This is a genomic window from Planktothricoides sp. SR001, assembly GCF_001276715.1.
Classification (GTDB): Bacteria; Cyanobacteriota; Cyanobacteriia; order Cyanobacteriales; family Laspinemataceae; genus Planktothricoides; species Planktothricoides raciborskii.
Genome location: NZ_LIUQ01000010.1, coordinates 1 through 22,255, shown reverse-complemented (window position 1 = coordinate 22,255; position 22,255 = coordinate 1). Strand labels below are relative to the sequence as shown.

Here is a 22,255-nt window from a genome sequence, read left to right as displayed (position 1 = left end):
TGCCCACCCTGAATAAAAGCGATCGCCTCTGCCTAATTATTTCCGCTTTAGCAAGTTTAATCTATCAAAATATTTTCGTCACTCTCCCGTTTATATTGCCATTCAATATCGGGCATCCGATCGAAGGCTTCTTTGACCGAGTTTTCCCATAACTTGCGAATTTTAGCTAAATAGGGATCTCCTAATGCTAATCGTAACTGATGTTTAATCACAAATGAATCCGTTTGATACATGATTAAATCAATGGGCGGCCCCACAGAAATATTAGATTTCATCGTAGAATCAATGGACAATAAGGCACATTTGGCTGCCGCTGCTAAATCCGTCTCAAAGGTCAGGGTGCGATCGAGAATCGGTTTGCCGTATTTTGTTTCCCCAATTTGCAGAAATGTCGTATCTCGCGTGGCGTGAATACAATTCCCTTGACTATAAATTAAATAGAGTTCTGGTGGTTGTCCTTTAATTTGCCCCCCTAATAAGAGCGAGCAACTAAAATCAATTCGATCTTTTTCTAACCAAGGGCGGTCTTCATTTTGAATTTCTCTCAATTTACTGCCAATATATCGAGCCACTTCGTACATCGTGGGAATATTGTGGAGATTGTTCGCCTCGTTTCCCTGAATGTCTTTTTCCAAAATCGTGATGATCCCCTGAGTAATCGACAGATTCCCGGAAGAACACAAAATCAATACTCGTTCCCCAGGGACAGAAAAATCAAACAATTTCTGATAAGTAGAAATATAGTCTACTCCCGCATTGGTGCGAGAGTCAGACGCGATGACCAATCCAGCACGAGTGATGATACCTAAGCAATAAGTCATAAAAACTAAACTAATTGACAAACCATTCAAAGTTTATAGCCATATCTACCGAGATGGTACAGAAACCGGGTTTCTGGAGAAAATCTTGGCCGCCGAAGCCAAAAGAATCGCCGCAACCCGGTTTTTTGTTTGGGTTTTGTCTATCTTAGTTTAGTTGGGGACAAGTGAGGGGTTAGACCCCTCATGTGTAATTGCCCTCTAGCAAAAAAATCAAATATCAAAGAGAATAAAAGTAGACTGAAAGTGTTTGACATCTTCTAGCCCCGATCCCTCCATTCATCCCCTGGAGGGATTTTATTTTTTCGGCTATGTGAGGCTGCTAAGTAATTTTTGAGAAGTTTTTTAGATGAAATCGCCCAGGAAAGGATCTGGTTCATCGATCAGTTGACGGTATGACTGAATTTTGGCTAAGTCCACATTGCCGCCACTGATAATCACCCCAATGCGTTCTTCAGGGGAAGAAATCATTCCCTCTAATAAAGCCGCAGTGGCGATCGCCCCGGTAGGTTCTACCACTAACTTCATCCGTTCCCAGAGGAAAAACATTGCCCGGGCGATCGCGGATTCAGAAACCGTAATCATTTCATCGACATAATGCTGAACCAAGGGAAACGTCAGCTTGCCCAAAGAGGGAGTCCGGGCGCCATCGGCTATCGTCTCTGGGTTGCGTACCGTCTGCAATGTTTTGCTATAAAACGACCGGGTAGCATCATCAGCTTTTGCCGGTTCTACGCCAATCACTCGGCAAGAAGGGGAGAGGGTATGGGCGGCGATCGCGCAGCCGGAAAGTAGCCCCCCACCGCCACAGCACACTAATAAAATATCTAACTGACCGACTTGTTCGATCAACTCTTTGGCCACCGTCCCCTGACCCGCAATCACCGCTTTATCATCATAAGGAGGAATAATCGTCAAACCTCGGGCTTCGGCAATTTCTTGGGCAAACTCTTCGCGAGTCGTTTTCTGTGGATTATAGAAAATCACCTCAGCCCCATATCCTTGGGTAGCCATTTTTTTCACATCTGGGGCATCCTCTGGCATCACAATCACGGGGCGAATGCCTAACAACTGCCCTGCCAAAGCCAACGCTTGGGCATGATTCCCCGAAGAATAGGTCAACACTCCCCGATGCTTTTGCTCATAAGATAGCTGCACTAGGGCATTATAAGCGCCGCGAAACTTAAACGATCCAGTCCGTTGGAAGTTTTCACACTTAAAAAACACCTCACTTTGAGTCATCTTATTGACCGTGCGTGAGATCATTACCGGAGTGTGCTTTGCTTGCACCATTAAATAACGGGCGGCGTCTTGCACATCTCCATAAGAAACAGGCAAGTTCGGGGCTTCAATGGTGGCCGAGTGGCGATACAAATTGATCATGGTTCTGTGGGTTCCTTCTCTTTTGGGGGCTTAGTCGGCAGTCAAAGACAGTTTATTTGGAGGGATTTGGCGGGTTCCATGATGGTTTCATTAGTGCTTTAGGCTGCATTTTATGGCATATAAATTTCATCACGATGAATCGCCGTCATAGTCGCGCATTTTTGCTCACAAGTGTAGTAATTTCTAGTTTACCAGATATTTTAAGCTGTGCCTAAACCGTAAGGTTTTGTATCGATCGCACCTCCTGATATTTTGTCTGATAATTCATCTTACCCTTTTCCCGCTTGATGGCGATCGCCGTATCGGGTTTTATCCTGGCAAATATTTTGGCAAATATTTTGGCAAAATTTACGGATGATATTTGAGTATCTGCCACTCGATCGCCATAGCCACAGCTAATCCCACCACATAAGCCACCAAGTCCCAGAGTTCGAGCGGGCGACCCCAAGGCAATTTGGGCGATCCAATGCTGATTTTGCGGAGTTAGCCCAAATAATTGGGCGAATTCGATCAACAGTGCGATCGGGCGAAAGCTCAGGCGAGGGGAGGGAATCGCGCCCACAATCGTCCCTCGGAGAACCATTGATCCGCCCCAAAAAAACCCTCAGCAGAAAAAATAAAAACATCACCGCCACCACATCCCCCAGATAAAACCGAAAAAACTGCCAGCCCGGGTCGGATATTTCGGTATAAATCAGAATCGACACACCGGCCTAAAATGTTGCCACCGATAAAATTAAAAAACGTTGCTCAACTCGCGTATTGTTGCATCTTGATTTTTTTTCTATGGTTTTAATTACCGATATTTTGCCGATATGCTTTGGCAAAAAAAGAGCAAAAAATATTTTAAAATCTATATTATTAACTGCTAAAGTAGAAGCAAAAATATATACTATTCGTTATTTAAATTAAAATTAATACAATTATATAGGGGCGTTAAAGCGAACAGCCCCTACTACCAGAAATTAAATGTATTATCTTGCGTTAAAATTACTATTTTTATATTTTCATAAAAGTTTTTTTAATTATTTTTACTTGAGCTTATTTAAATTTTTATGCAAGTTTTATGCAGTTATTTTCAGGCAATTTTAGCGTTTTTTTGCTAATTTATTGGCTAAATTATTTATTTTTTTTTATGATTTTTGGCTAAATATTATAAATTAGACACAAAAACTTTAGCTTTAATATCTCGTTTCTTTTGATTACGGCAGAGTTATGGCCAAAAAAATTTCCCATACTTTTGATAGTTTCGAGTAATTCTGAAACATCCATTCAAGGTTTTTCGGTAGCATATGAAGATTCACTTAATACATAATTAACCGGCGATTACCCGGTTTCTTCGTCGCTGGCTTCGGGAATAAATTCAGCATAATTATCCGACTGCCAAAATATCTAAAAATTTAGGATTAATTGCTCAATGCTGACGGGTTGGCGAATCAACCCATAAGTTTTTTGGTCGATTAATAATTCATCTGGTTGAGTATAATACTCAGTGATAAAAATAATCGGAATATGCTGACATCCGGGATAATTTCTTATCACCCCTGCAACTTCTAGCCCGTTCATGTCTGGCATCCACAGGTCTAATAAAATTAGATCCGGAGGGTTTAAGTTAACTTGATGAATAGCTTCTTGGCCATTGGTGACCAAAATAAGTTAATGTTTAGTGTCCCTAAAATATCTGGCAATTGATTTTAGATTAGACTGGCTATCATCGAGGACTAAAACTTTTGCTTTGTGAAACGGATCTAACGGATCTAACCGATCTAAATCTGGCTTAATTTATGGCTTGATTACTGGCTTGATTACTGGCTTGATTACTGGCTTGATTACTTTAACTGGCAAGATATCCCGTGAATTACTCAACACGGTGACTTGGGGAAAACAGAAAGAAAATGTGCTGCCTTTGCCTAATTCACTGGTGAGGTGAATGCTGCCCTGTCGCCTAATAGATGGGTCAGGGGTTTGGTAATGGCTAAACCTAAGCCTGTGCCGCCATATTTTCGGGTGCTTTGACCATCACTTTGAATGAAAGCTTCAAAAATTCGCTCTTGCTGATCTAGGGCGATACCAATTCCCGTATCTGCTATCTGGATTTCTAAAGTAATTTGATTCAGATAATTACCCGGATTTACCAGGTTTTTAGCGTTTACTCGCATAGCGATCGCCCGTCAGTAAATTTCAACCCATTACCTACTACATTAAACAGAATTTGCCGCAGCCGCACTTCATCAAATAAAATACCTAGAGGAACTGACTCGGCAATCTCCACATAAAAACGTTTTTTTGTTCAGCGATGGGTTTAAATATCTGCTGAATTTCTTGGATTAATTGGCGGATATCCAAGAATTATGGCTAAATTTATAGTTGATTTGCTTCAATTTTGACCAAGTCTAGAATATCATTAATTAACGCCAGCAACATTTTGCCGCGGCTAGTAATACTGTTTAAATAATTGCGATATTCTGATCCGGTTATTTTTCTTTGCAGTAAGTCCGTAAATCCCAGAATAGCATTCAGAGGAGTGCGAATTTAGTCACTGATATTGGCCAAAAATTCACTTTTTGCCCGGTTAGCACTTTCGGCGGCTTCTTTCGCTTCTTTTAAGGCAATTTCTGCTTGTTTAAGAGCGCTGATATCTGTGGAAATTGACCCCACGGATTCGATAATTGTGCAACGCCGCAATTAAATCAAGTTAATTTACTGGTATTTTTTTTCTGATTAGATGTAGATAAATTCGCGCCAATCCGCATCTATAAAGGTAGAGAATTTAATATAGTTGTTGCTAATAATTGGGCTTGTTGCCGTATTTCCCTGATAGCTGTAGTTTCCCATAAATCTCCTTTCCGGGGAGGTCCAAGGGTATAAAGTAAACTAGAACCTTGACCTTGGGCATCTAATATAGCCCCATTAGGTAAAGTATATAGTCCCCCCAGAGGATTAGGACAGATTAATCCTTGACTTCTTAAATGAGCAATCAAGGGTTGTTTTGCGGCTGAATAATCTACTTGTATTCCTGTACAATTAATTAATCTTTTAACCTCTATGATTGACTTATGCTGTTGCCGAGAAATAGTCACATATATACCGTTAATTGTCTCGCGACAATCACAAATTTTTCCAGTTTTTAAAATTAGTTTTTTTTTCGTAATTAAATTTTCAATAATTTCGCCAATTTCCGAAGAAAATCGATGGCGATGAATATCCCAGTAACGGGTGACATGACGCAAAAATCTTTGCTTTTCAACGGTTGGTAATTGTTGCCACAATTCCTGAGTCACCGGACGAAGCGAATCGATGACAGAGTGCCAATTATAACCTATTTCTGTGGCTGTTTTAATCTCAGAACGAATACACTTTAATAAACCCCTAATTGTTTTGGGTGCCGTATTTCTAGTTAAAAAAGTCGGGTAGGGTTGGCTAGGCTGATGAGACAAAGGCAATAAACCATGACGGGAAACGGCATAAATTTTACTTTGGTGATGGCGATCGCGCAGAGACATCACCATATCCACCATTGTTAATCCTGTACCAATCAATAATACAGAATCATCCACCTCTAGCCCGGTTAACGCATCCTTTGACCAAGCATTGCGTATATAGGGTGGTTGTAGTGAAATATTGGTTGCATCAGGCTGAAACTTACCTAAAGAAAAAGGACGAGGAGTTGCCCCATTACCGATCGCTAAAACTATTTTATCAGCGGCAAAATTATCTTGATTTTTGAGGTAAACAATTGCTCCCCTATTTTGAGGCTGTATCCCGACAACTTCATCAATAATCCGTTCGAGTTTGACATAACTTGAGGCGGTGGCTTCGGCTTCTTCTAAAACCGACTGAATATATAGTCCATAAACTCGACGAGGAATAAAAAGACTCGGATTCGGTGGAGTTGGCAGCGAATCTTTTAGGGTATGATAATTAAACTTGAGCCAACGGAGTAGATGACTTGAATCATCAGGAAAAGCACTCATTCCTGCTGCCGGAACATTGAGTAAATGGCTATTGCTTGTGGTACTATAAGCAACTCCTTTGCCAATATCGTTAGAATCTATTAGCTTTATTGTCAGAGGTCTATCAGTATTTTTTAACAAGTGGACAGCCACCATTGTTCCACTAAATCCCGCGCCGACAATAGCCACGGTAAGAGAAGCATCTGAAATCATATTGATCCCCCTGTTTAAAGCAAATTATTTTCTGATATCAAGTCCCTGCGATCGGTTATAAAAACAATCCTATCTCGTTAAGATGGATTCCCGCTTTCGCGGGAATGACAGCGCTGTGTGGATCATCAAAAAATCCACGGACTTGATGTAATTTAAGCAGCTTCAAAAAAACCGGAGAAAAGAAACCAGGTTTCTATCAAAAAAATTGACTAATGAAGAAACCTGGGATCTTTGCTAATTAGCCTAATTGTTTTTGTCGGATTCGTTCCAAAGCATGAACCAGCGCATCTACCTCAGATTTAGTATTATAAAAAGCCAAGGACGGACGCACAGTTGCCTCTAAACCAAACCGTCGCAAAATTGGTTGGGCGCAATGATGACCCGCACGCACCGCGATGCCTTCTTGGTTGAGTGCTTGTCCTACAGTTTCGGCAGAGAACCCATCCAAAACAAAGGAAAGGACAGCAGCTTTTTCTGGGGCAGTACCAATTAAATGCAGACCGGGAATAGTATTTAAACCCGTGGTCGCATATTCGAGCAATTCATGCTCATAACGGGCAATATTTGGTAAACCAATCTGTTGAACATAATCAAGGGCTGTGGCTAATCCCACCGCATCAGCAATATTCCCCGTCCCAGCTTCAAATCGGGCTGGACTATTTTGATAAACAGTGCGCTCGAAAGTGACATCAACAATCATGTTGCCGCCACTCTGCCAGGGGGGACTGGCGTTTAATAAGTCTTCGTGACCATAAACCACCCCAATGCCAGTGGGTCCGAAGATTTTATGACCGGAAAAAACAAACCAGTCGCAACCGAGTTGTTGCACGTCAATGGGAATATGAGAGACGGACTGAGCGCCATCTAATAACACTTTGGCACCAACTTGGTGAGCCAGGGCAATCATTTTTGCCGCCGGAGTAATGGTTCCCAAAGCATTAGAAACTTGGGAAAAAGCTACCAATTTTGTGCGAGGATTGAGCAGTTGTTGATACTCTTCCAACAAAATTTGTCCGCGATCGTCTACGGGTGCAATACGCAACTTGGCTCCGGTCCGAGTTGCTAACTGTTGCCAAGGCACAATATTAGCATGGTGTTCTAAATGACTTAGAACAATTTCATCCCCAGCTTTGATGTTTTGTTCTCCCCAACTTTTCGCCACCAAGTTTATGGCTTCTGTGGTTCCTCGTACAAAGATAATTTCGTTGACCGAGGAGGCATTGATAAAATGGCGCACTGTCTCCCTAGAGGCTTCGTAGGCATCTGTTGACCGGGCTGCTAATTCATGGGCGGCGCGGTGAATGTTGGAGTTTTCATGGGAGTAATAATGAACTAGGCGATCGATGACGACTTGAGGTTTTTGAGTCGTTGCCGCATTATCAAACCAGATCAGGGGTTTACCGTTGACTTTTTCTTGCAAAATGGGAAAATCACGGCGGATGGTTTCGACATCGAAAATATCCTGTTTTGTCACCGCCGCCAGAGGCACAAAAAATGGGTCAATCGGTGAATTTTGCCGGTAATTCTGTGGGGAATAATCCTCAACAGTTTTAGGGATGTTCTGATCCGGTTTTTGTCTTTCTACCCCTTGACTTAAATGTTCTAAAAAATAGAAGTTGGGGGTGACAGTTGGGATAGATGGTGTGGGAACCGATGCTAAGGATAGATTCGGAACTGTAGGAGTTGCGGGAGTTGCGATCGCCTGGGGAATTTTTTTGGGAATATGGGATGCAGCAGCGCGTACTTCCTCTACGGAATGGGGGGGGTGGGGCAGATCAACACCGGGATCGCTAAAATAGAATTGCGGCTCCCCAACAGGTAAGTGAGGTGTGGATACTGACGGTAATTTCCCATCGAGATTTTGTTGATGAATATTGGAGCCCAGACCACTAACATCCTGAACCGATTGAGGGATATTTAGGGCGTCGGGTAATTGCACATCAATGCCGCTGCGCTTCACTTCTTGAATAAAAGCATTCGCCAGTTGCTCAAAAGTGTCCGCTTTAAATAAGGGGTTGATGCCATCTCCCCCAACATTAGCGACAGAAGGACTAGGGTTGGGTTTCGCAGGCCCTTCTGTCAGGGAATTTTCCGGGTAAAGATTGGGGGTAGTCATTAGTAGGTGTGGTACTGGTTGACATCAACGTTCTGAAGAACGGCAGCCGCATCGTCGGTCAGGACGGCTAAAGAGCAGTACAGGGAGACGAGATAAGAGGCGATCGCTTTGCGGCTAATTCCCATAAAGCGCACGGACAGTCCGGGTCCCTGTTGACCGGGCAAATTCGGTTGATACAAGCCAACCACTCCTTGACGACTTTCGCCGACCCGCAGCAGTAAAATATTGGTTTTGCCCTCATTATTCACCGCGAGTTTATCGGAAGGAATTAAGGGCACTCCGCGCCAGGTGATGAATTGAGAACCAAATAAAGAAACGGTAGCGGGGGGAACGCCACGGCGGGTAGCTTCCCGACCAAAGGCAGCGATCGCTTTAGGATGAGCCAGGAAAAAGGCGGGTTCTTTCCACACTTTCACCAATAACTCATCAAGATCGTCTGGAGTAGGGGCTAGACCTCGGGGCTGTACTTTTTGACTGTCAACAATGTTATTGAGCAACCCGTATTCAGCATTATTAATCAGTTCATTTTCTTGACGTTCTTTCAAAATTTCAATCGTCAAGCGCAACTGTTCATGGATCTGATCGTGGGGACTGCTATAAAGGTTAGAAACACGAGTGTGAACATCGACAACCGTATTAACAGCGCTGAGAAAATATTCTCGCGGCTGTTCTTGATAATTCACAAAGGTTTCAGGCAACTCTCGCTCATCTCGTTCTGAGCAAGCCACTTCGACTTGAGAAGGATTTTTGACTTTGTTCAGACGATAGATCCCGGCTTCAACAGGAGTCCAGTGCAGCAGACGCACAAACCAACGGGGACTAATTGTGTCTAATTGAGGAACTGTTTTTGTGGCATTAGCCAACTGACGCGCTGCGACATCATTAACCGCTAATTGCAGTTCAGGGTTATTGGTGCTAGTCATCGATTGTAACTCCGATTGATTAAATGAATGAGGTTAAATCTCTCGCTCAAATCACTCTCTAGAAACCGGGTTTCTGCTGTCGATATCACAGTGCATCTGTGGGAAGCAACAAAGAAACCAGGTTTCTTCTGGTTATTTCGGGTCTAAATAAAAACCTGAAGATTTCGCAGGGTTTTGCAGTGATTTCACGAGGGTTTATAGGCGGGGATATCTTATTTCCTCTTTATAGATTTCCTCTTTATAGCTATATAGCAATTGTCATACTTATGAAGTACAAAAAAACCTGTCATTCCCGCGCAGGCGGGAATCCAGAAAACCTCTGTACTTCCGAAGGGACAATAACCGCTATATGATTTGGCGGGTAACTTGAGAGGGGAGTTAAATGCCTGCCCCTGCCGCAAAAATTTCCTCCCGTAATTGAGCTTGGGAGACAAACGCTCCGGCTGGTACACTACGGGTTAGCCAAACATTGCCGCCTATGGTTGCTCCTTGACCTATGGTGACTCGACCGAGAATTGTTGCCCCGGAATAAATCACTACATCGTCTTCGATAATTGGATGACGGGGATTGCCTTTGATTAAACTGCCAGATTCGTCGCGAGGAAAACTTTTTGCCCCCAAAGTAACGGCTTGATAAATCCTGACGCGATCGCCAATTATAGTCGTTTCACCAATTACTACTCCTGTACCGTGATCGATAAAGAAACTATTGCCAATAGTAGCCCCAGGATGAATATCTATTCCCGTTTCTGAATGACCTATTTCAGCAATAATTCTCGCTAATAAAGGCGATTCAAGACGATACAAAGCATGAGCGATTCTATGATAAGTAATTGCCGTAATCCCAGGATAGCAAAACAGCACTTCGTCTAAATTTTTCGCCGCTGGATCGCCATCATAAGCAGCAACAACATCAGTTTCTAACAGTGTTTTTATTTCTGTTATTTGCTCGGCAAAAGCCTGAACTATTGACCTAGCTTTGACCCGAATTTTAGATTCTTCTACCTGATTTTCTGAAGCAATTAACCACTGCTCGCGGTGGATTTGATGTTCGAGTAATTGCAAAGCTTCATTGAGAGTATGACCGATAAAATAACGAATAGAAGTTTCTCGGAGATCGGGATTGCCAAAGTGGAAGGGAAATAAAGCCGCCCTGAGTTTATCGACCATCCGAAATAAGATTTTTCGGGATGGCAAAGGAACGTAATTTCGCTCTTGTGAACAAGTCTGAAAAGCCTGCTTTCGAGGCTGGGATAAGGCTGTAATCACCGGATCAATATCCCATGCGGTTTTGCTAATGGGGCTATAAGTTAGGGCAATATAGCTATCATTGGTCATTGTTTCTTCTCAGCGACGACTGGGGTAAATCTTGGGATATCTGAAAGCAAATCAGACTGCTAAACCTTCCTCGTTAAATACTCCTTGGAACAGGGGGGTACTGAGATAACGTTCACCAGAGTCAGGCAAAATAACCACAATAGTTTTGTCCTGATTTTCTGGTCTTTTAGCAAGTCTGGCTGCCACTGCTGTCGCTGCTCCGCAGGAAATACCTGATAAAATTCCTTCTTCTCTAGCTAACCGTTGAGCGTAGAGAATTGCTTCTTCATTCGTCACAGTTTCTACGGCATCAATTATTGATAAATCCAGCACTTCTGGGACAAAACCTGCACCAATGCCCTGGATTTTATGCGGGCCTGGTTTAACTGGAATTCCGGCAAGGGTTTGGGATATAACTGGGCTGGCTTCGGGTTCTACTGCTACGGATAATATGGGCTTACCTTGAGTGTGTTTAATATATCGGGATACGCCGGTAATTGTTCCCCCTGTACCTACTCCTGAAACCAGAATATCGATCGCTCCTGCGGTTTCTTCCCAGATTTCTGGCCCCGTGGTCTGCTCATGGATCCGGGGATTTGCTGGGTTACGAAACTGTTGCAATAAAACATAGCGATCGGGATTAGAAGCGGCAATTTCCTCAGCTTTTTCTACTGCCCCCACCATGCCTTTTGAGCCTTCGGTTAAAATTAGATTTGCTCCATAAGCTCGCAGCAATTTCCGTCGTTCCAAACTCATCGTTTCAGGCATTGTTAAGGTAATGGGAATTTTTTTAGCCGCAGCCACAAAAGCTAAGGCAATTCCTGTATTACCACTGGTGGGTTCAACTATTTCTTTACCTGGTCCTAATAAGCCTCGTCGTTCTGCATCCCAAATCATCGACGCACCAATGCGGCATTTAACCGAATAGGCTGGGTTACGGCCTTCAATTTTAGCCAGAACAGTCGCCCTACTATCACCGATTACACGGTTTAAAAGGACTAGGGGAGTTCTACCGATGGCGAGACTGTTGTCTAAAAACCATTTCACCATATTCAAGACTCCTGATTATGGATTTCGGGACTGATGTTGCGCCAGGTCTAAAATTAGGGCGACAACGTGCTTTTCAATCTGTAAATGTACTATACACGAATTAAAAAACATTTGCAATACATTCATGTTTTTTTTAGTATTTTGTGTTTTTCGAGTTGTGTAACCGCTATATTCTTTGCTATACAAGGGTTTCAGCTACTCGCTGCTGTGGAAAGTCAACCTCTGTCAAGGAAAATACCTCCCTCTCCGAGAATTTGTCGGGCCGGTGACACCAAAAACGCTTCTTCCTGACCCAAAAGCGCTCCGCTCAAATATTCAACAAAACCAGAACTTACGCAAAACGCTATTGGTAGGGTGTTGTTCCGAGCGGTAACGCACCAATACCCCAGATATAGATTCGTTGCGTAAGTCCTAAAAACTTGAGGTTATAGCGGTTATTGTCGGAATTACAGAGGTTTTCTGGATTCCCGCGAAGGCGGGAATGACAGGTTTTTTTGTACTTCATAACTATGACAATTGCTATATACCAATCAAATTTGATAGTACCAAGTGCTGTAGTCCTCTTTGAGGACAATTCTTTTAGAATTTCTAGAAATTAATCCTTCCGATTCAAATTGTTTGAGTAAACGAGTAACTGTCACTCGAGTCATTCCGCATAATTCGGCTAAATCTTGATGGGTCAACGACACATCAATTAAATATCCCTCACTGACACGATGTGCAAAACGCTGAGATAACCAGTTGAGAACATTCAGCAAAATAAACCAAGCGCTGTGATTGCCACGAGCCATAAGTAAATCCTCAGTATTTTGCCAGTAGTTTAAAATTAATTCAGATGAAGGTTGCCAATAAATTTTCGGAATTGGCATCATTTGAACTGGAGTTAATGCTTCTATTAAATAGGGAGAAATTCGCGATAAAGGTTTACCAACAATATCATCAACCAGCCAAATACCTGTGCAGACAACTGTATTGTCATCTGCATAACTTATAGTACGAACAACTCCTTTTTGGATTAACCAAAAAAAGTTGTTATCTTCATACAAAAACTCTCTTCTGGTTAAAAATCTAGGCGGTCTTTTGGGAATTTTTCTAATTTCTTCTTCGTTAATTTTGTATGGTGAATTAATCATGTTTTTCTGTATTAGAATAACTACTTACTATAGCAATCCTATATAAGTTGTGGAATTGACCCTCACCCCCAACCGACGCCTGCCCAAAATGGAAGAGGGGAGCAGCTTCATAAATCCTGCACGGACTGCTATATAGATGGTTTGGAGGAGTGAAGATTTACGGGCGAATTTGTCGAGTTTTTCTAAACCAAAATCGGCGTTTTTTTGTAAAATTTTGCCTATTTGATTTTGCTTTGCTCTTCTGGGGTAAGAGGGTTCTGCTGTTGTTCCAGGGAAGTGAGAAAGGCTTAGATGATATCTTCGTTATTCATTTTTTTTGGAAGCGGAACAGAGATATGGCATTCAATGGGGAGCGGGTAGGTGATTTTCAGGTTTCAACGTCAAACACGGTATCCACTTAGCGAACTGTTGAATAACCCTTGACATCACCCAGACCTCACTTACCCGATTGGCGGATTGACTGGCAAAACTTGTTAGCCAGATCCTCAAAAGTCCTTTCCCTCTGGGAGAGATGTTGGGGGTGAGGGCGATAGACTTTTGTCAGTCAACCAGCCTACCCCCTCTAAGGTCTAGCTGGCCTAGACGTTAGGATCGCGTCCGGTGGCCACGGGCAGATCGGGCTGGGACGAATACTCTGTCCATGAGCCTTCATACAGTCGCACGTTGGGATAACCCAGCACGTGCTTGAGCACCACATATTGCAGAGAAGCTTCCCGCCCGGTGCTGCACGTCATAATGATCGTGTCGTTGGGGGTAACATTGCGGCGGGCGAGCAGGGCGCGGATTTCATCCAGGGTCTTGATTTGGTGGAAGTTGTCTTCACCCAAGGTGAAGGTAGGCCAGGGGATATTCTTCGCGCCAGGGATGTGGCCATTGCGGATGAACAGATTCTCTTCTCCGGCAAACAGGGCGGCAGGACGAGGATCAATGAAGGTGACTTGGGCGCTACGGTTATTCACAATCGATCGCACTTCGTCTAGGGAAACCCGGATGGCGGAGTTGTCGCGTAGGGTAAAGTTGCCTCGCTGGTACTGCGGGAACTCTTTGGTCACGGGTAGGTTGGCATCTCGGTAGGCTTTGAATCCGCCATTCAAGATAGAGACCTGACCGGAATGACCAACCCGCTCCAGCAGGTAGGCCACCTGGGTGCTGCCCAGGATGCTGTTGCCGTCGGAATAAATCACCAGATGGCTGTTGTTGTTCACCCCGGCATCTTGGAACAGGGATTCAATCTTCTGCTGTTCCCAAAACTGCACCGGCAGGCGACCGTTGGGGCCACGGAAGGTATTGTCGGCAATGTTCACCGCCCCCGGAACGTGGGCATTGATGTATTCCAGTGGATTAATCCGCACATCCAAAATCCGCAGGTTGGCATCCTGGGAATGCTCCGCCACCCACTGGGGAGTAACAAAATCAATCGTCGTGGCCGCCTGACTGGGATGCACCAGTCCGGGCAGCGTCACCACGGCCAGCGCCGCGACAATAAAGGAAACGATCTGTATTTTCCAGATCCGCAGTTGCTTAAACATTGTCTTGAGACTCCTGTGTTTGTCTACTGGTGTGTATCTACTGAATTTCAACTTTTCTTTTCACTTCTAATTGCCTACCCGCCACTCCCTACCTCTTCACCAGCTTCGATGTACAGGGAATCTTGCTGCGATCGCCGCATATTCGCCACCGAAATCACCTCCAGCAGCCGCCCCTTGCTCAGGGTGATGGCCTCCAGTTTCTAGACAGTACATTGGGGCGACAAGGTGCTTGTCAATCTGTAAATCGAACTATACATGAATTTAAAAACATTTGCAATACGTCTGTAAATGTTTTTTGTATTTTATTGGTTTCGCTGAGTTGTGTAAATGCTGGATTCTTCGCTAGACAAGGGTTTCAGCTACTCGCTGCCGAGGGGAGTCAACCTCTGTCAAGGAAAATACCTCTTTGCCGGATTTGCCATAATTCCCCGAAGCCGAGTCATCCCCCCGCTCCCCCGCCCCCAGAAACATCCTCTGATTCATCATTGCATGACAGCAACAAGCGGTTTTAACCATGATTGGCTTCCAGGGCATTATGATAATGAACAGTATCGGCAAACAAGACTTTTCAGCTTGCTCAAGGCTGTATAACCAAGGCATTGCCCAGGCTAAACAGTAAATCAAGGACTGAAAAGCGATCGCGGATCAAAGATCCTAAACAAAGGGTGCGCCGAAAGGCTTCGTAGATTAGCCTGCCGATGTATTGTAACTATCGACTGACCTTTGATTAACCTTGATGAACCTTGATGTGTTAGGGCTAAAATATCCAGCGGTAAACAGCAGACGACTAATCACAAAAATCTACAATTGCCGAATTAATTGTGACTGGCAGCTAAATAACTGGTTACCCGGAGTCAAACTCCCCTTGCAGCAGGAGAGCGGTGCATGAGTGCGAAAGCTAAAAATAAGCCGAAAATTTTGCTTGTGGATGATGAAGCCTCAAATCTCGAGCTACTTTATCGCACGTTATATCGAGATTATGAGGTATTTCAAGCGAGTAATGGTCTGCAAGCTTTAGAGATTTTAGCCCAAGATCAGGAGATTGCCGTCATTGTCTCCGATCAGCGGATGCCGTTAATGAGTGGAACCGAACTCCTCAGCGTGACAGCGACCCAGTACCCGGATATTATTCGGATTATTTTGACTGCTTATACGGACGTAGAAGATTTGGTGGATGCGATTAACTCTGGCAAGGTGTTTAAATATGTCACCAAACCTTGGAAAACCGACGAACTGCGAACCTTGGTCAGCCAAGCGGTGGATACTCACAATGTGCTGAAAGCTCGCACTACCGAACTCTGCCGCACGTTGCGCCAAGAGTCCCTGTTGAATGCGGTGATTAACACCATTCGATCCCGCACCAGTGAAGCGGAAATCCTTCAGACCATTGTGGAAACCGTGGGTCAAATTTTTGACGTGAGTTACTGCATTTTGCGGCCATTGCACGATGGACGGTTGGCGGATGAATGGTTTCTCTATCAAAACAAAAAAGATAGACCCATAGAGGTGAGAGGGAAGAGGAAAGAGGAAAAAGCCAGAGAAACTGAACCTATTTCACCTCAGTCACCTCAGTCACCTCAGTCCTCCCACTGGGAAATTTCCGACAGTCTGCTGGCTCAAACTTTATGGGAAACCACGGATATACTGGTGATTAATGACGTAGAAACCGACGAGCGCTTTCAAGAAAACACCCCAGAAATCGCTCAACGGCGACAAACCTACGCCGCTGCCAATATTCGTTCTAGTTTGATTGTGCCTTTAATGTTCCGCCTGGATCTGCTGGCGGTTTTAGCCTTGCATCAATGCGGTCAGCCTCGGGTCTGGAAAGATGATGAAGTGCAACTGGGGTTTATGGTCGCGGATCAAGCTTCTCTCTCGTTGTCCCAAGTGCGAGCTTATGAACAAGTCCAAGCTTTAGCTAAACGCGAAGCTCTGATTAACACGATTACCACATCCATTCGCTCTAGTCTCAACCCGAAAGATATTTTTGCGGCGATTACCCAGCAACTGGGAGAAGCGTTGCAGGTGGATGGTTGTGCCTTGTCTCTTTGGACGGAAAATGATGAGTATGTCCAATGTGTGGGCTTGTACGAAAAAGGCGGTTCTTCGGTGGTCCGAGGAGAAGGGGATCATCCCCCGAATGCCATTCTCGACCAGGGAGAAATCCCTCGTATGGATTCAACGGCGATCGGGCGATCGCTGCCCCGGTCTGTAGTGCCGATATCGGGAAATCCGGTGCATCAGCAACTCCTCGCCACCCAAGAACCTGTGGTGATTAAGGATCTACAGGATATGCCCGAACTGGAAATGCTGGATATTCCTGTAGGCATGGATCACACCCAAGAGCAATTTCTCTCCCCGTCTAGAGCTCTGTTGGTGGTGCCATTGCTTTCTGATGGCAAAATTATCGGCAGCATTTCCCTGCGCCATCATCACACCCCTCGTCGCTGGCTGCCTTCCGAGATTGATTTGGCTCAAGCAGTGGCCGCCCAAGCCGCGATCGCGGTGCAGCAGTCTCGGCTTTATCAAACCACCCGACAACAAGCGGAAAGACTTCTGGAACTTGATCGCCTCAAAACCGAATTTTTTCAGAATATTTCCCATGAATTTAGAACCCCCTTAACCCTCACCATTGGGCCATTAGAGTCCGCCGTTCAACATCAGAAAGATTTACCCTTAGAACAGGCAGAAATTGCCCTGAGAAATTGTCGCCGCTTACTGCGATTAGTCAATCAACTGCTCAACTTACAGCGCCTCGATGCCGGTCGGATGCAGCCGACGTTTCGCCCCTGTAATTTCATTGAATTTGTTGAACAAACTGTGGATACTTTTCGCCATTACTGTGAGCGAAAAGGACTTTATTTAGAAACTAGAATTAGTTATTGTCCACCCCTTTATTTGGACTTAGAAAAGTTTGATAAAGTTTTGTATAACTTGCTCTCCAATGCCATGAAATTTACCACTCCACCGGGTAGCATTACCGTTTCCGTGGAACAAAGTGGCAATTATTGTATGTTACGGATTAAAGATACGGGGATTGGGATTAGAAATGACCAAATCCCCCATTTATTTGAACGCTTTCGCCAAGCAGAAGGTTCGGTCAGTCGGTCTTATGAAGGCAGTGGATTAGGATTAGCATTAGCCAAAGAATTAGTCCAACTTCATGGAGGTCAAATTACCGTTGAATCCGTGTATGAAAAAGGCAGTACCTTTACGGTTTGGCTGCCTATTGGTTGCTCTCATTTGCCCCCAGAGCAAATTATTGAAGTGCCTACGGGAGTGATGCCCAGTCGAGTGGATGTGGAATTAGCAGATTTAGAAGTGGAAACAGAAATCGACAATTCCGAAGAAGATTTAAGAAGATTAGCCGCAGAAATTATTAGCGCCGAAGCCGCTAATAACGCATCCGCAAATCTGAGGAATGGGGAAACCAAACTCTTGACTGATTCACTGGTAAAACCTCATCCTTTGATTTTAATGGTGGATGATAATTCAGACTTGCGGCATTATGTGGCAGGAATTCTCAAAGAACAACAGTATCTCACTATTTTAGCTCGCAATGGCGCCGAAGGATTTCAAATGGCGCAAAAATATCAACCAGATTTAATTGTGGCGGATTTAATGATGCCTTTAGTATCGGGATTGGATCTGATTAGAATGGTGCGCGATTCCGAAAATTTAAAGGGAATTCCGGTGATTTTATTAACGGCTAAAGTGAATGAAGATACTCGGGTCGAAGGGGTAGAACAAGGGGCAGATGCTTATTTGGGCAAGCCATTTAATGACCGAGAATTGTTGGCATTGGTGCGGAATCTTTTGGCGTTGAAAGAAAATGAACGACGAGTAAAAGAGTTGAATAGTTATTTAACTGAGTCGGTGTTAAAACGGTTTTTACCTCCAGGGATGGTACAAAAAGCCGCGAGGGGAGAATTGCAGTTAGATTTAACGCCAGAACCTCGGTTAATTACGATTTTGTTTAGTGATATTGTCGGCTTTACTCAAATGTCGAATAATTTGCGATCGCGCCGAGTGGCGGAAATATTAAATGAATATTTAGATGCCATGACTCAGGCAGTTTTTGAGCATTCGGGAACTGTGGATAAATTCGTGGGGGATGCGATTATTGCGATTTTTGGCGCACCAGAAGAATGCACCCCCAATGAACAAGTGACCAATGCTTTAGCCGCTGCTAGAAAAATGCAGCGATCGCTGATTCAACTTAATAAAAAATGGCAAGCCCAAGGACTCCCAGAGGTCAAGTTTCGCTGTGGCATTCATCAAGGAACGGCGGTGGTGGGAATGTTTGGTAATGCGGAACGGTCTGACTATACGGCGATCGGGCCGAGTGTGAATATTGCCGCCCGACTCCAAGAAGCCTCTGAACCGAATCGAATTTTAGTTTCTGCCGCTGTCGCGGACTATTTGAATGATGATGAAATTATCAAGTATCAGCCCTTAAAACTCAAAGGGATTGATGAAACGGTTTTAACATTTTTGGTGAAGAATTGATTAGATTTATTGTAGGGGCGTGATCTTTCTCGCAGGAGAAACCGGGTTTCTGGGTTCCTACCGGGGCGATCGCGCAGCGTGCCGGAGGCATATCGTTTAGCAGCCTACAAGAAACCCGGTTTCTGAAGCGGAGGGACTTTCGGGGCTTACGGAGCAGGGGGCAGGGGGGTCCGCCGTCGGATGAGGGGATGAGATGTAGGGGCGCTACGTCCAAGCGCCCTTATGCTTCCCCGCTCCGGAAGCTCCTCTGCTCCGGGGCAACCACCGCCACGGAAAAGCCCCTACCTCTGTCCTCCTCTGCACCCCCGCTCCTCCGCCCCCCCGCTCCCCCGCACCCCCGCCCCCCCGCACCCCCGCTAATTAAACTTCTGGGTGCCAGGTGCCATGAAATCCCATCGGCACTATTTCTGGTAGGGCTAAACGACAGACTGGGTTTTCATCCAGGCGATCGCTGTCAAAAATCCAGACCTCACTTTTGCCATCATCGTTGCCATCATCATTGCCATCAAAGACGACGGCGATCAGCCAGCCCTGTTGCGGATTTTCGGGATTAGATATATACAGTGGTTCTGTGGGATAGCGATTAGCCCCTAAGTCCGCTGCGGTGAGGGTTTGGGTCTGATGGTCATAGCGGGCGATCGCGCCTAAAAGTTCCTCCCCAATATTCACATCTTCTCGATGCAAGGATAAATAGGTAAACCGGGCCGGTTGTCCCACCGCTGCCGGTGCCACCGAGGGAAATTCGCAACCCCTTTCTACCAGAGGTTCTTGGTCTTGCACCACCGCAGTTTTTGGGTCTAAATAAATCCGCCAGAGGGTGCCTTTGGCTATCGTTTGCGCCTGACCCGTGGCAACTTCTTTGAGATATTGATTGGTGGAAAAGTCTGCATATTTGACCAAATCCACGATTAAATTCCCCTGTTCATCCTGATATCCATTGCTAAAATGCCATTGAAACCAAGGATCGGTTTCATTGCCGCTGACCACTTCCAAGGTATCCCGGTTGATGATTAAAATTTGGGTTCCCAATTCAGGTCGCCACATTAGGGAATCACTAAAGCTTTTTAAGTGAAACAGGGCGGAGAATAGTTGCAACCGGACTGGGGAAATGAAAAAGACCAAATATTCACCCGCGAGTACAAAGTCGTGAATTAAGGGCACTCCATCGATTTCCACGGTGGAATGTTTTTGGATTTTGCCAGCGCGATCGCATACATAAAGATGTAATAGGGAATTTTTGCCCGGTGTCACCCCAAAATTATAAATATTTCCCGTCAAGGGATCGCGCTTCGGGTGCGCGGAAAAAGTCCAACCGTTTTTTAGCCCTTCTAAGTTATCCGTTCCCCAGGTTTCCAGGGTTTGTAAATCCAAAGCGTAGGGATATCCTCCTTCCCAGAGGGCTAACAATTTATCCGGCAGGGCTAAAACCGAGGTATTGGCGGCATTTTTGACACTCTTGGTAAAGCGATCCCAGATAGAACCGGGCGGCATCATGCCATAACCAGCAAACAAAAACTCTCCAGCGGCTTCTTCTTCCTGATAACCGGCAGTTTGCACATATCGGTAAGAGGCGATCGCGCCAGCATCGGTAAAATGTACCGCCAACACCGCTCCATCCCCATCAAACCAATGGCCTACTTTCACCCCGTTTCGTTCTAAACGGGCTGGCCCATTTCTATACAAAGACCCGCGTAACCCAGGGGGCAACTCCCCAAAAATCACTGGCAACGTCACCGCCGTAAATTCCGTGGCGGGTCGTTCCAGGGCTTTTGACCAGCTTTTTAATGTCGGCAACGGATTCAACCTCACAATTTCCTGACAACTTAATTATTTAATTGTTATCATGCCATTCGGTCAGTTAACCAAGGGAGTCCACTGGTTTCAGATTAGATATAGAGTTCTTTTCTCCGCTCACTGGTTTTTGCCAAAATAACTTTGCTAAAATAACAGTCGTTGTATTACTTAGATTCATTTAGTCTTTGACTCAATCCATAGAAATATCCAGTATAGATACTCTTGCACAAGAGCTTGCAGCGATCCAACAAACTGGATCTAAACGAATTGCTATCTTAGGATCGCGTCATGTGCCGATTACTCATCAAAACTTAATTGAGTTAATGAGTTATGCCCTAGTTTTGGGCGGAAATCGGGTGATGACATCGGGATCCACTGGCACCAATGCAGCGGCGATCAAAGGAGCCATGCGAGCCGATCCCAATATGCTGACGGTTATTTTACCGCAAACCCTGGAGCGGCAACCCCGTGAATCCCGCGAACAGCTTTCCCGCGTGATCCATTTGGTGGAAAATTCCAGCAACGATCACTTATCTCTGGGGGAAGCAAGCACGTTATGTAATCGACAGATTATTTCTCGCTGTCAGCAACTCATCTGCTTTGCTTTTCACGACAGCCAAACCCTGCTGCAAACTTGCCAAGAAGCTGAGGAACAACGCCGTCTGGTTACGTTGTTTTATTTTGATTAAGACCGGGTTCTCGAACCTTGTGCTTTCTTTGCTATTTGAAATTAAGGCAAAGAATTTCCCTCAATTTCCATGACCGCTTCTATGACAGCACCGAAGTAGTGAGGCATTTTCTATTTTCTCACTGGGCTAAGTATTCAGAGATCGTCCCATTGAAGGCGATCGCCGATCCATTGGCTGATCGCGTTCTGGCAAATAATTTGCGATCGCTGAATTCTTATCCCATAAAAACATGGTTCCCACCTACATAGGAGAAAATTTCTAATTCATATCATTTCACTTCATGCCCACTACCAATCAAATACCCCCTGGCTGGAGAAAGTCCGTTTTCTCTATTCCCAGGGGGTATTTGTTATTTATAGTTATTTCAATTCTGCTTGATCTAATGCTGTAGGGGCGAATGGCCATTCGCCCCTACATACAGAAATTAAATCTCTTATTTAAATTAAAATTAATATAATTATATCGCTTTTAATTTATTGGATTTTTTCGCATCTAAGTAGGTGGACAGAAATAACCACAGACCATATCAGAAGAAAAGAGGAAAGAGGAAAGAGGAAAGAGGAAAGAGGAAAGAGGAAAGAGGAAAGAGGAAAGAGGAAAGAGGAAAGAGGAAAGAGGAAAGAGGAAAGAGGAAAGAGGAAAGAGGAAAGAGGAAAGAGGAAAGAGGAAAGAGGAAAGTGAAAAGTGAAAAGTGAAAATAAATATCACTATTCACTATTCACTATTCACTCTTTTCTCTCTTCTCTATTCTCTCTCCTTCCTATATGCGGGAATCCAAAGCCTATCGGCGGGGAACGAAAAGTGCAATTAATTATGTTCACCTACTTA

General features: G+C 44.6%; 21 protein-coding genes. 4 read left to right on the top strand and 17 right to left on the bottom strand.

Translation table 11 applies throughout. The features are described from left to right. Positions 1 to 56 precede the first annotated feature (56 nt). The 16 genes from AM228_RS08090 to AM228_RS32105 form a co-directional block, all read right to left on the bottom strand. Positions 57 to 821: a proteasome-type protease gene (locus AM228_RS08090; RefSeq protein ID WP_054465629.1), complete on the bottom strand. Its 765-nt coding sequence runs from the start codon at positions 819 to 821 to the stop codon at positions 57 to 59. A 342-nt stretch (positions 822 to 1,163) separates the two neighbouring features. Next, on the bottom strand, positions 1,164 to 2,201 hold the full coding sequence (locus AM228_RS08085; protein ID WP_054465628.1) for a threo-3-hydroxy-L-aspartate ammonia-lyase: 1,038 nt from the start codon (positions 2,199 to 2,201) through the stop codon (positions 1,164 to 1,166). Between the two features lie 211 nt (positions 2,202 to 2,412). Beyond that, positions 2,413 to 2,763, bottom strand: a complete 351-nt coding sequence (locus AM228_RS08080; RefSeq protein ID WP_156331626.1) for a hypothetical protein — start codon at positions 2,761 to 2,763, stop codon at positions 2,413 to 2,415. An 830-nt stretch (positions 2,764 to 3,593) separates the two neighbouring features. After that, entirely contained in the window at positions 3,594 to 3,851 is a 258-nt protein-coding gene (locus AM228_RS08075; RefSeq protein ID WP_054465626.1) for a PleD family two-component system response regulator, read from the bottom strand. Between the two features lie 260 nt (positions 3,852 to 4,111). Continuing rightward, the gene (locus AM228_RS08070) at positions 4,112 to 4,360 is read right to left on the bottom strand and encodes an ATP-binding protein (protein ID WP_054465625.1); all 249 of its coding nucleotides are present in this window, start codon (positions 4,358 to 4,360) and stop codon (positions 4,112 to 4,114) included. After that, on the bottom strand, positions 4,351 to 4,473 hold the full coding sequence (locus AM228_RS36075) for a hypothetical protein (RefSeq protein WP_255353166.1): 123 nt from the start codon (positions 4,471 to 4,473) through the stop codon (positions 4,351 to 4,353). Before AM228_RS36075 ends, AM228_RS08070 begins: the two co-directional genes overlap by 10 nt. An 89-nt stretch (positions 4,474 to 4,562) precedes the next feature. Further along, positions 4,563 to 4,721 (bottom strand): histidine kinase dimerization/phospho-acceptor domain-containing protein, encoded by a 159-nt coding sequence (locus tag AM228_RS36690; protein WP_369817694.1) that lies wholly within the window; start codon positions 4,719 to 4,721, stop codon positions 4,563 to 4,565. 12 nt (positions 4,722 to 4,733) lie between these two features. Then, positions 4,734 to 4,886 (bottom strand): hypothetical protein, encoded by a 153-nt coding sequence (locus tag AM228_RS32110; RefSeq protein WP_156331625.1) that lies wholly within the window; start codon positions 4,884 to 4,886, stop codon positions 4,734 to 4,736. Between the two features lie 68 nt (positions 4,887 to 4,954). Next, a complete protein-coding gene (locus AM228_RS08065) occupies positions 4,955 to 6,367 on the bottom strand; it encodes an FAD/NAD(P)-binding protein (RefSeq protein ID WP_072160716.1) in 1,413 nt (470 codons plus the stop codon). Positions 6,368 to 6,605: 238 nt separating this feature from the next. Further along, on the bottom strand, positions 6,606 to 8,483 hold the full coding sequence (locus tag AM228_RS08060; RefSeq protein ID WP_054465624.1) for a family 2A encapsulin nanocompartment cargo protein cysteine desulfurase: 1,878 nt from the start codon (positions 8,481 to 8,483) through the stop codon (positions 6,606 to 6,608). Further along, positions 8,483 to 9,406, bottom strand: coding sequence for a family 2A encapsulin nanocompartment shell protein (locus AM228_RS08055; RefSeq protein WP_054465623.1), 924 nt, complete (start codon positions 9,404 to 9,406; stop codon positions 8,483 to 8,485). Before AM228_RS08055 ends, AM228_RS08060 begins: the two co-directional genes overlap by 1 nt. Positions 9,407 to 9,784: 378 nt before the next feature. After that, entirely contained in the window at positions 9,785 to 10,744 is a 960-nt protein-coding gene (gene epsC, locus AM228_RS08050) for a serine O-acetyltransferase EpsC (protein ID WP_054465622.1), read from the bottom strand. 51 nt (positions 10,745 to 10,795) lie between these two features. Next, positions 10,796 to 11,773 (bottom strand): cysteine synthase A, encoded by a 978-nt coding sequence (gene cysK, locus AM228_RS08045; RefSeq protein WP_054465621.1) that lies wholly within the window; start codon positions 11,771 to 11,773, stop codon positions 10,796 to 10,798. Positions 11,774 to 12,303: 530 nt separating this feature from the next. Next, on the bottom strand, positions 12,304 to 12,906 hold the full coding sequence (locus AM228_RS08040; RefSeq protein ID WP_054465620.1) for a Crp/Fnr family transcriptional regulator: 603 nt from the start codon (positions 12,904 to 12,906) through the stop codon (positions 12,304 to 12,306). A 578-nt stretch (positions 12,907 to 13,484) separates the two neighbouring features. Continuing rightward, positions 13,485 to 14,435, bottom strand: coding sequence for a sulfurtransferase (locus AM228_RS08035; RefSeq protein WP_054465619.1), 951 nt, complete (start codon positions 14,433 to 14,435; stop codon positions 13,485 to 13,487). 342 nt (positions 14,436 to 14,777) lie between these two features. Beyond that, the gene (locus AM228_RS32105) at positions 14,778 to 14,969 is read right to left on the bottom strand and encodes a hypothetical protein (protein ID WP_156331624.1); all 192 of its coding nucleotides are present in this window, start codon (positions 14,967 to 14,969) and stop codon (positions 14,778 to 14,780) included. A gap of 351 nt (positions 14,970 to 15,320) precedes the next feature. On the opposite strand from AM228_RS32105, the gene AM228_RS08030 reads away from it, so the two are divergent. Further along, on the top strand, positions 15,321 to 18,944 hold the full coding sequence (locus AM228_RS08030) for a response regulator (protein ID WP_054465618.1): 3,624 nt from the start codon (positions 15,321 to 15,323) through the stop codon (positions 18,942 to 18,944). 360 nt (positions 18,945 to 19,304) lie between these two features. On the opposite strand, the gene AM228_RS08025 is transcribed toward AM228_RS08030, so the two are convergent. Next, positions 19,305 to 20,753 (bottom strand): carotenoid oxygenase family protein, encoded by a 1,449-nt coding sequence (locus AM228_RS08025; RefSeq protein WP_054465617.1) that lies wholly within the window; start codon positions 20,751 to 20,753, stop codon positions 19,305 to 19,307. A 170-nt stretch (positions 20,754 to 20,923) separates the two neighbouring features. Here AM228_RS08025 and AM228_RS08020 point away from each other — a divergent pair, with 170 nt between their 5' ends. The 3 genes from AM228_RS08020 to AM228_RS08015 all read left to right on the top strand — a co-directional run bounded on the left by AM228_RS08020 (position 20,924) and on the right by AM228_RS08015 (position 22,122). Next, the gene (locus tag AM228_RS08020; RefSeq protein WP_054465616.1) at positions 20,924 to 21,427 is read left to right on the top strand and encodes a hypothetical protein; all 504 of its coding nucleotides are present in this window, start codon (positions 20,924 to 20,926) and stop codon (positions 21,425 to 21,427) included. Positions 21,428 to 21,462: 35 nt separating this feature from the next. Next, complete coding sequence (locus AM228_RS32100; RefSeq protein ID WP_156331623.1) at positions 21,463 to 21,675, top strand: hypothetical protein; 213 nt, start codon at positions 21,463 to 21,465, stop codon at positions 21,673 to 21,675. A gap of 252 nt (positions 21,676 to 21,927) precedes the next feature. Further along, complete coding sequence (locus AM228_RS08015; RefSeq protein ID WP_054465615.1) at positions 21,928 to 22,122, top strand: hypothetical protein; 195 nt, start codon at positions 21,928 to 21,930, stop codon at positions 22,120 to 22,122. Positions 22,123 to 22,255 lie beyond the last annotated feature (133 nt).

Coding starts and splice junctions, on each gene's coding strand:
- AM228_RS08090 (WP_054465629.1), bottom strand. CDS start 821: ATGACTTATTGCTTAGGTATCATCACTCGTGCTGGATTGGTCATCGCG.
- AM228_RS08085 (WP_054465628.1), bottom strand. CDS start 2,201: ATGATCAATTTGTATCGCCACTCGGCCACCATTGAAGCCCCGAACTTG.
- AM228_RS08070 (WP_054465625.1), bottom strand. CDS start 4,360: ATGCGAGTAAACGCTAAAAACCTGGTAAATCCGGGTAATTATCTGAAT.
- AM228_RS08065 (WP_072160716.1), bottom strand. CDS start 6,367: ATGATTTCAGATGCTTCTCTTACCGTGGCTATTGTCGGCGCGGGATTT.
- AM228_RS08060 (WP_054465624.1), bottom strand. CDS start 8,483: ATGACTACCCCCAATCTTTACCCGGAAAATTCCCTGACAGAAGGGCCT.
- AM228_RS08055 (WP_054465623.1), bottom strand. CDS start 9,406: ATGACTAGCACCAATAACCCTGAACTGCAATTAGCGGTTAATGATGTC.
- epsC (WP_054465622.1), bottom strand. CDS start 10,744: ATGACCAATGATAGCTATATTGCCCTAACTTATAGCCCCATTAGCAAA.
- cysK (WP_054465621.1), bottom strand. CDS start 11,773: ATGGTGAAATGGTTTTTAGACAACAGTCTCGCCATCGGTAGAACTCCC.
- AM228_RS08040 (WP_054465620.1), bottom strand. CDS start 12,906: ATGATTAATTCACCATACAAAATTAACGAAGAAGAAATTAGAAAAATT.
- AM228_RS08035 (WP_054465619.1), bottom strand. CDS start 14,435: ATGTTTAAGCAACTGCGGATCTGGAAAATACAGATCGTTTCCTTTATT.
- AM228_RS32105 (WP_156331624.1), bottom strand. CDS start 14,969: ATGCCCTGGAAGCCAATCATGGTTAAAACCGCTTGTTGCTGTCATGCA.
- AM228_RS08030 (WP_054465618.1), top strand. CDS start 15,321: ATGAGTGCGAAAGCTAAAAATAAGCCGAAAATTTTGCTTGTGGATGAT.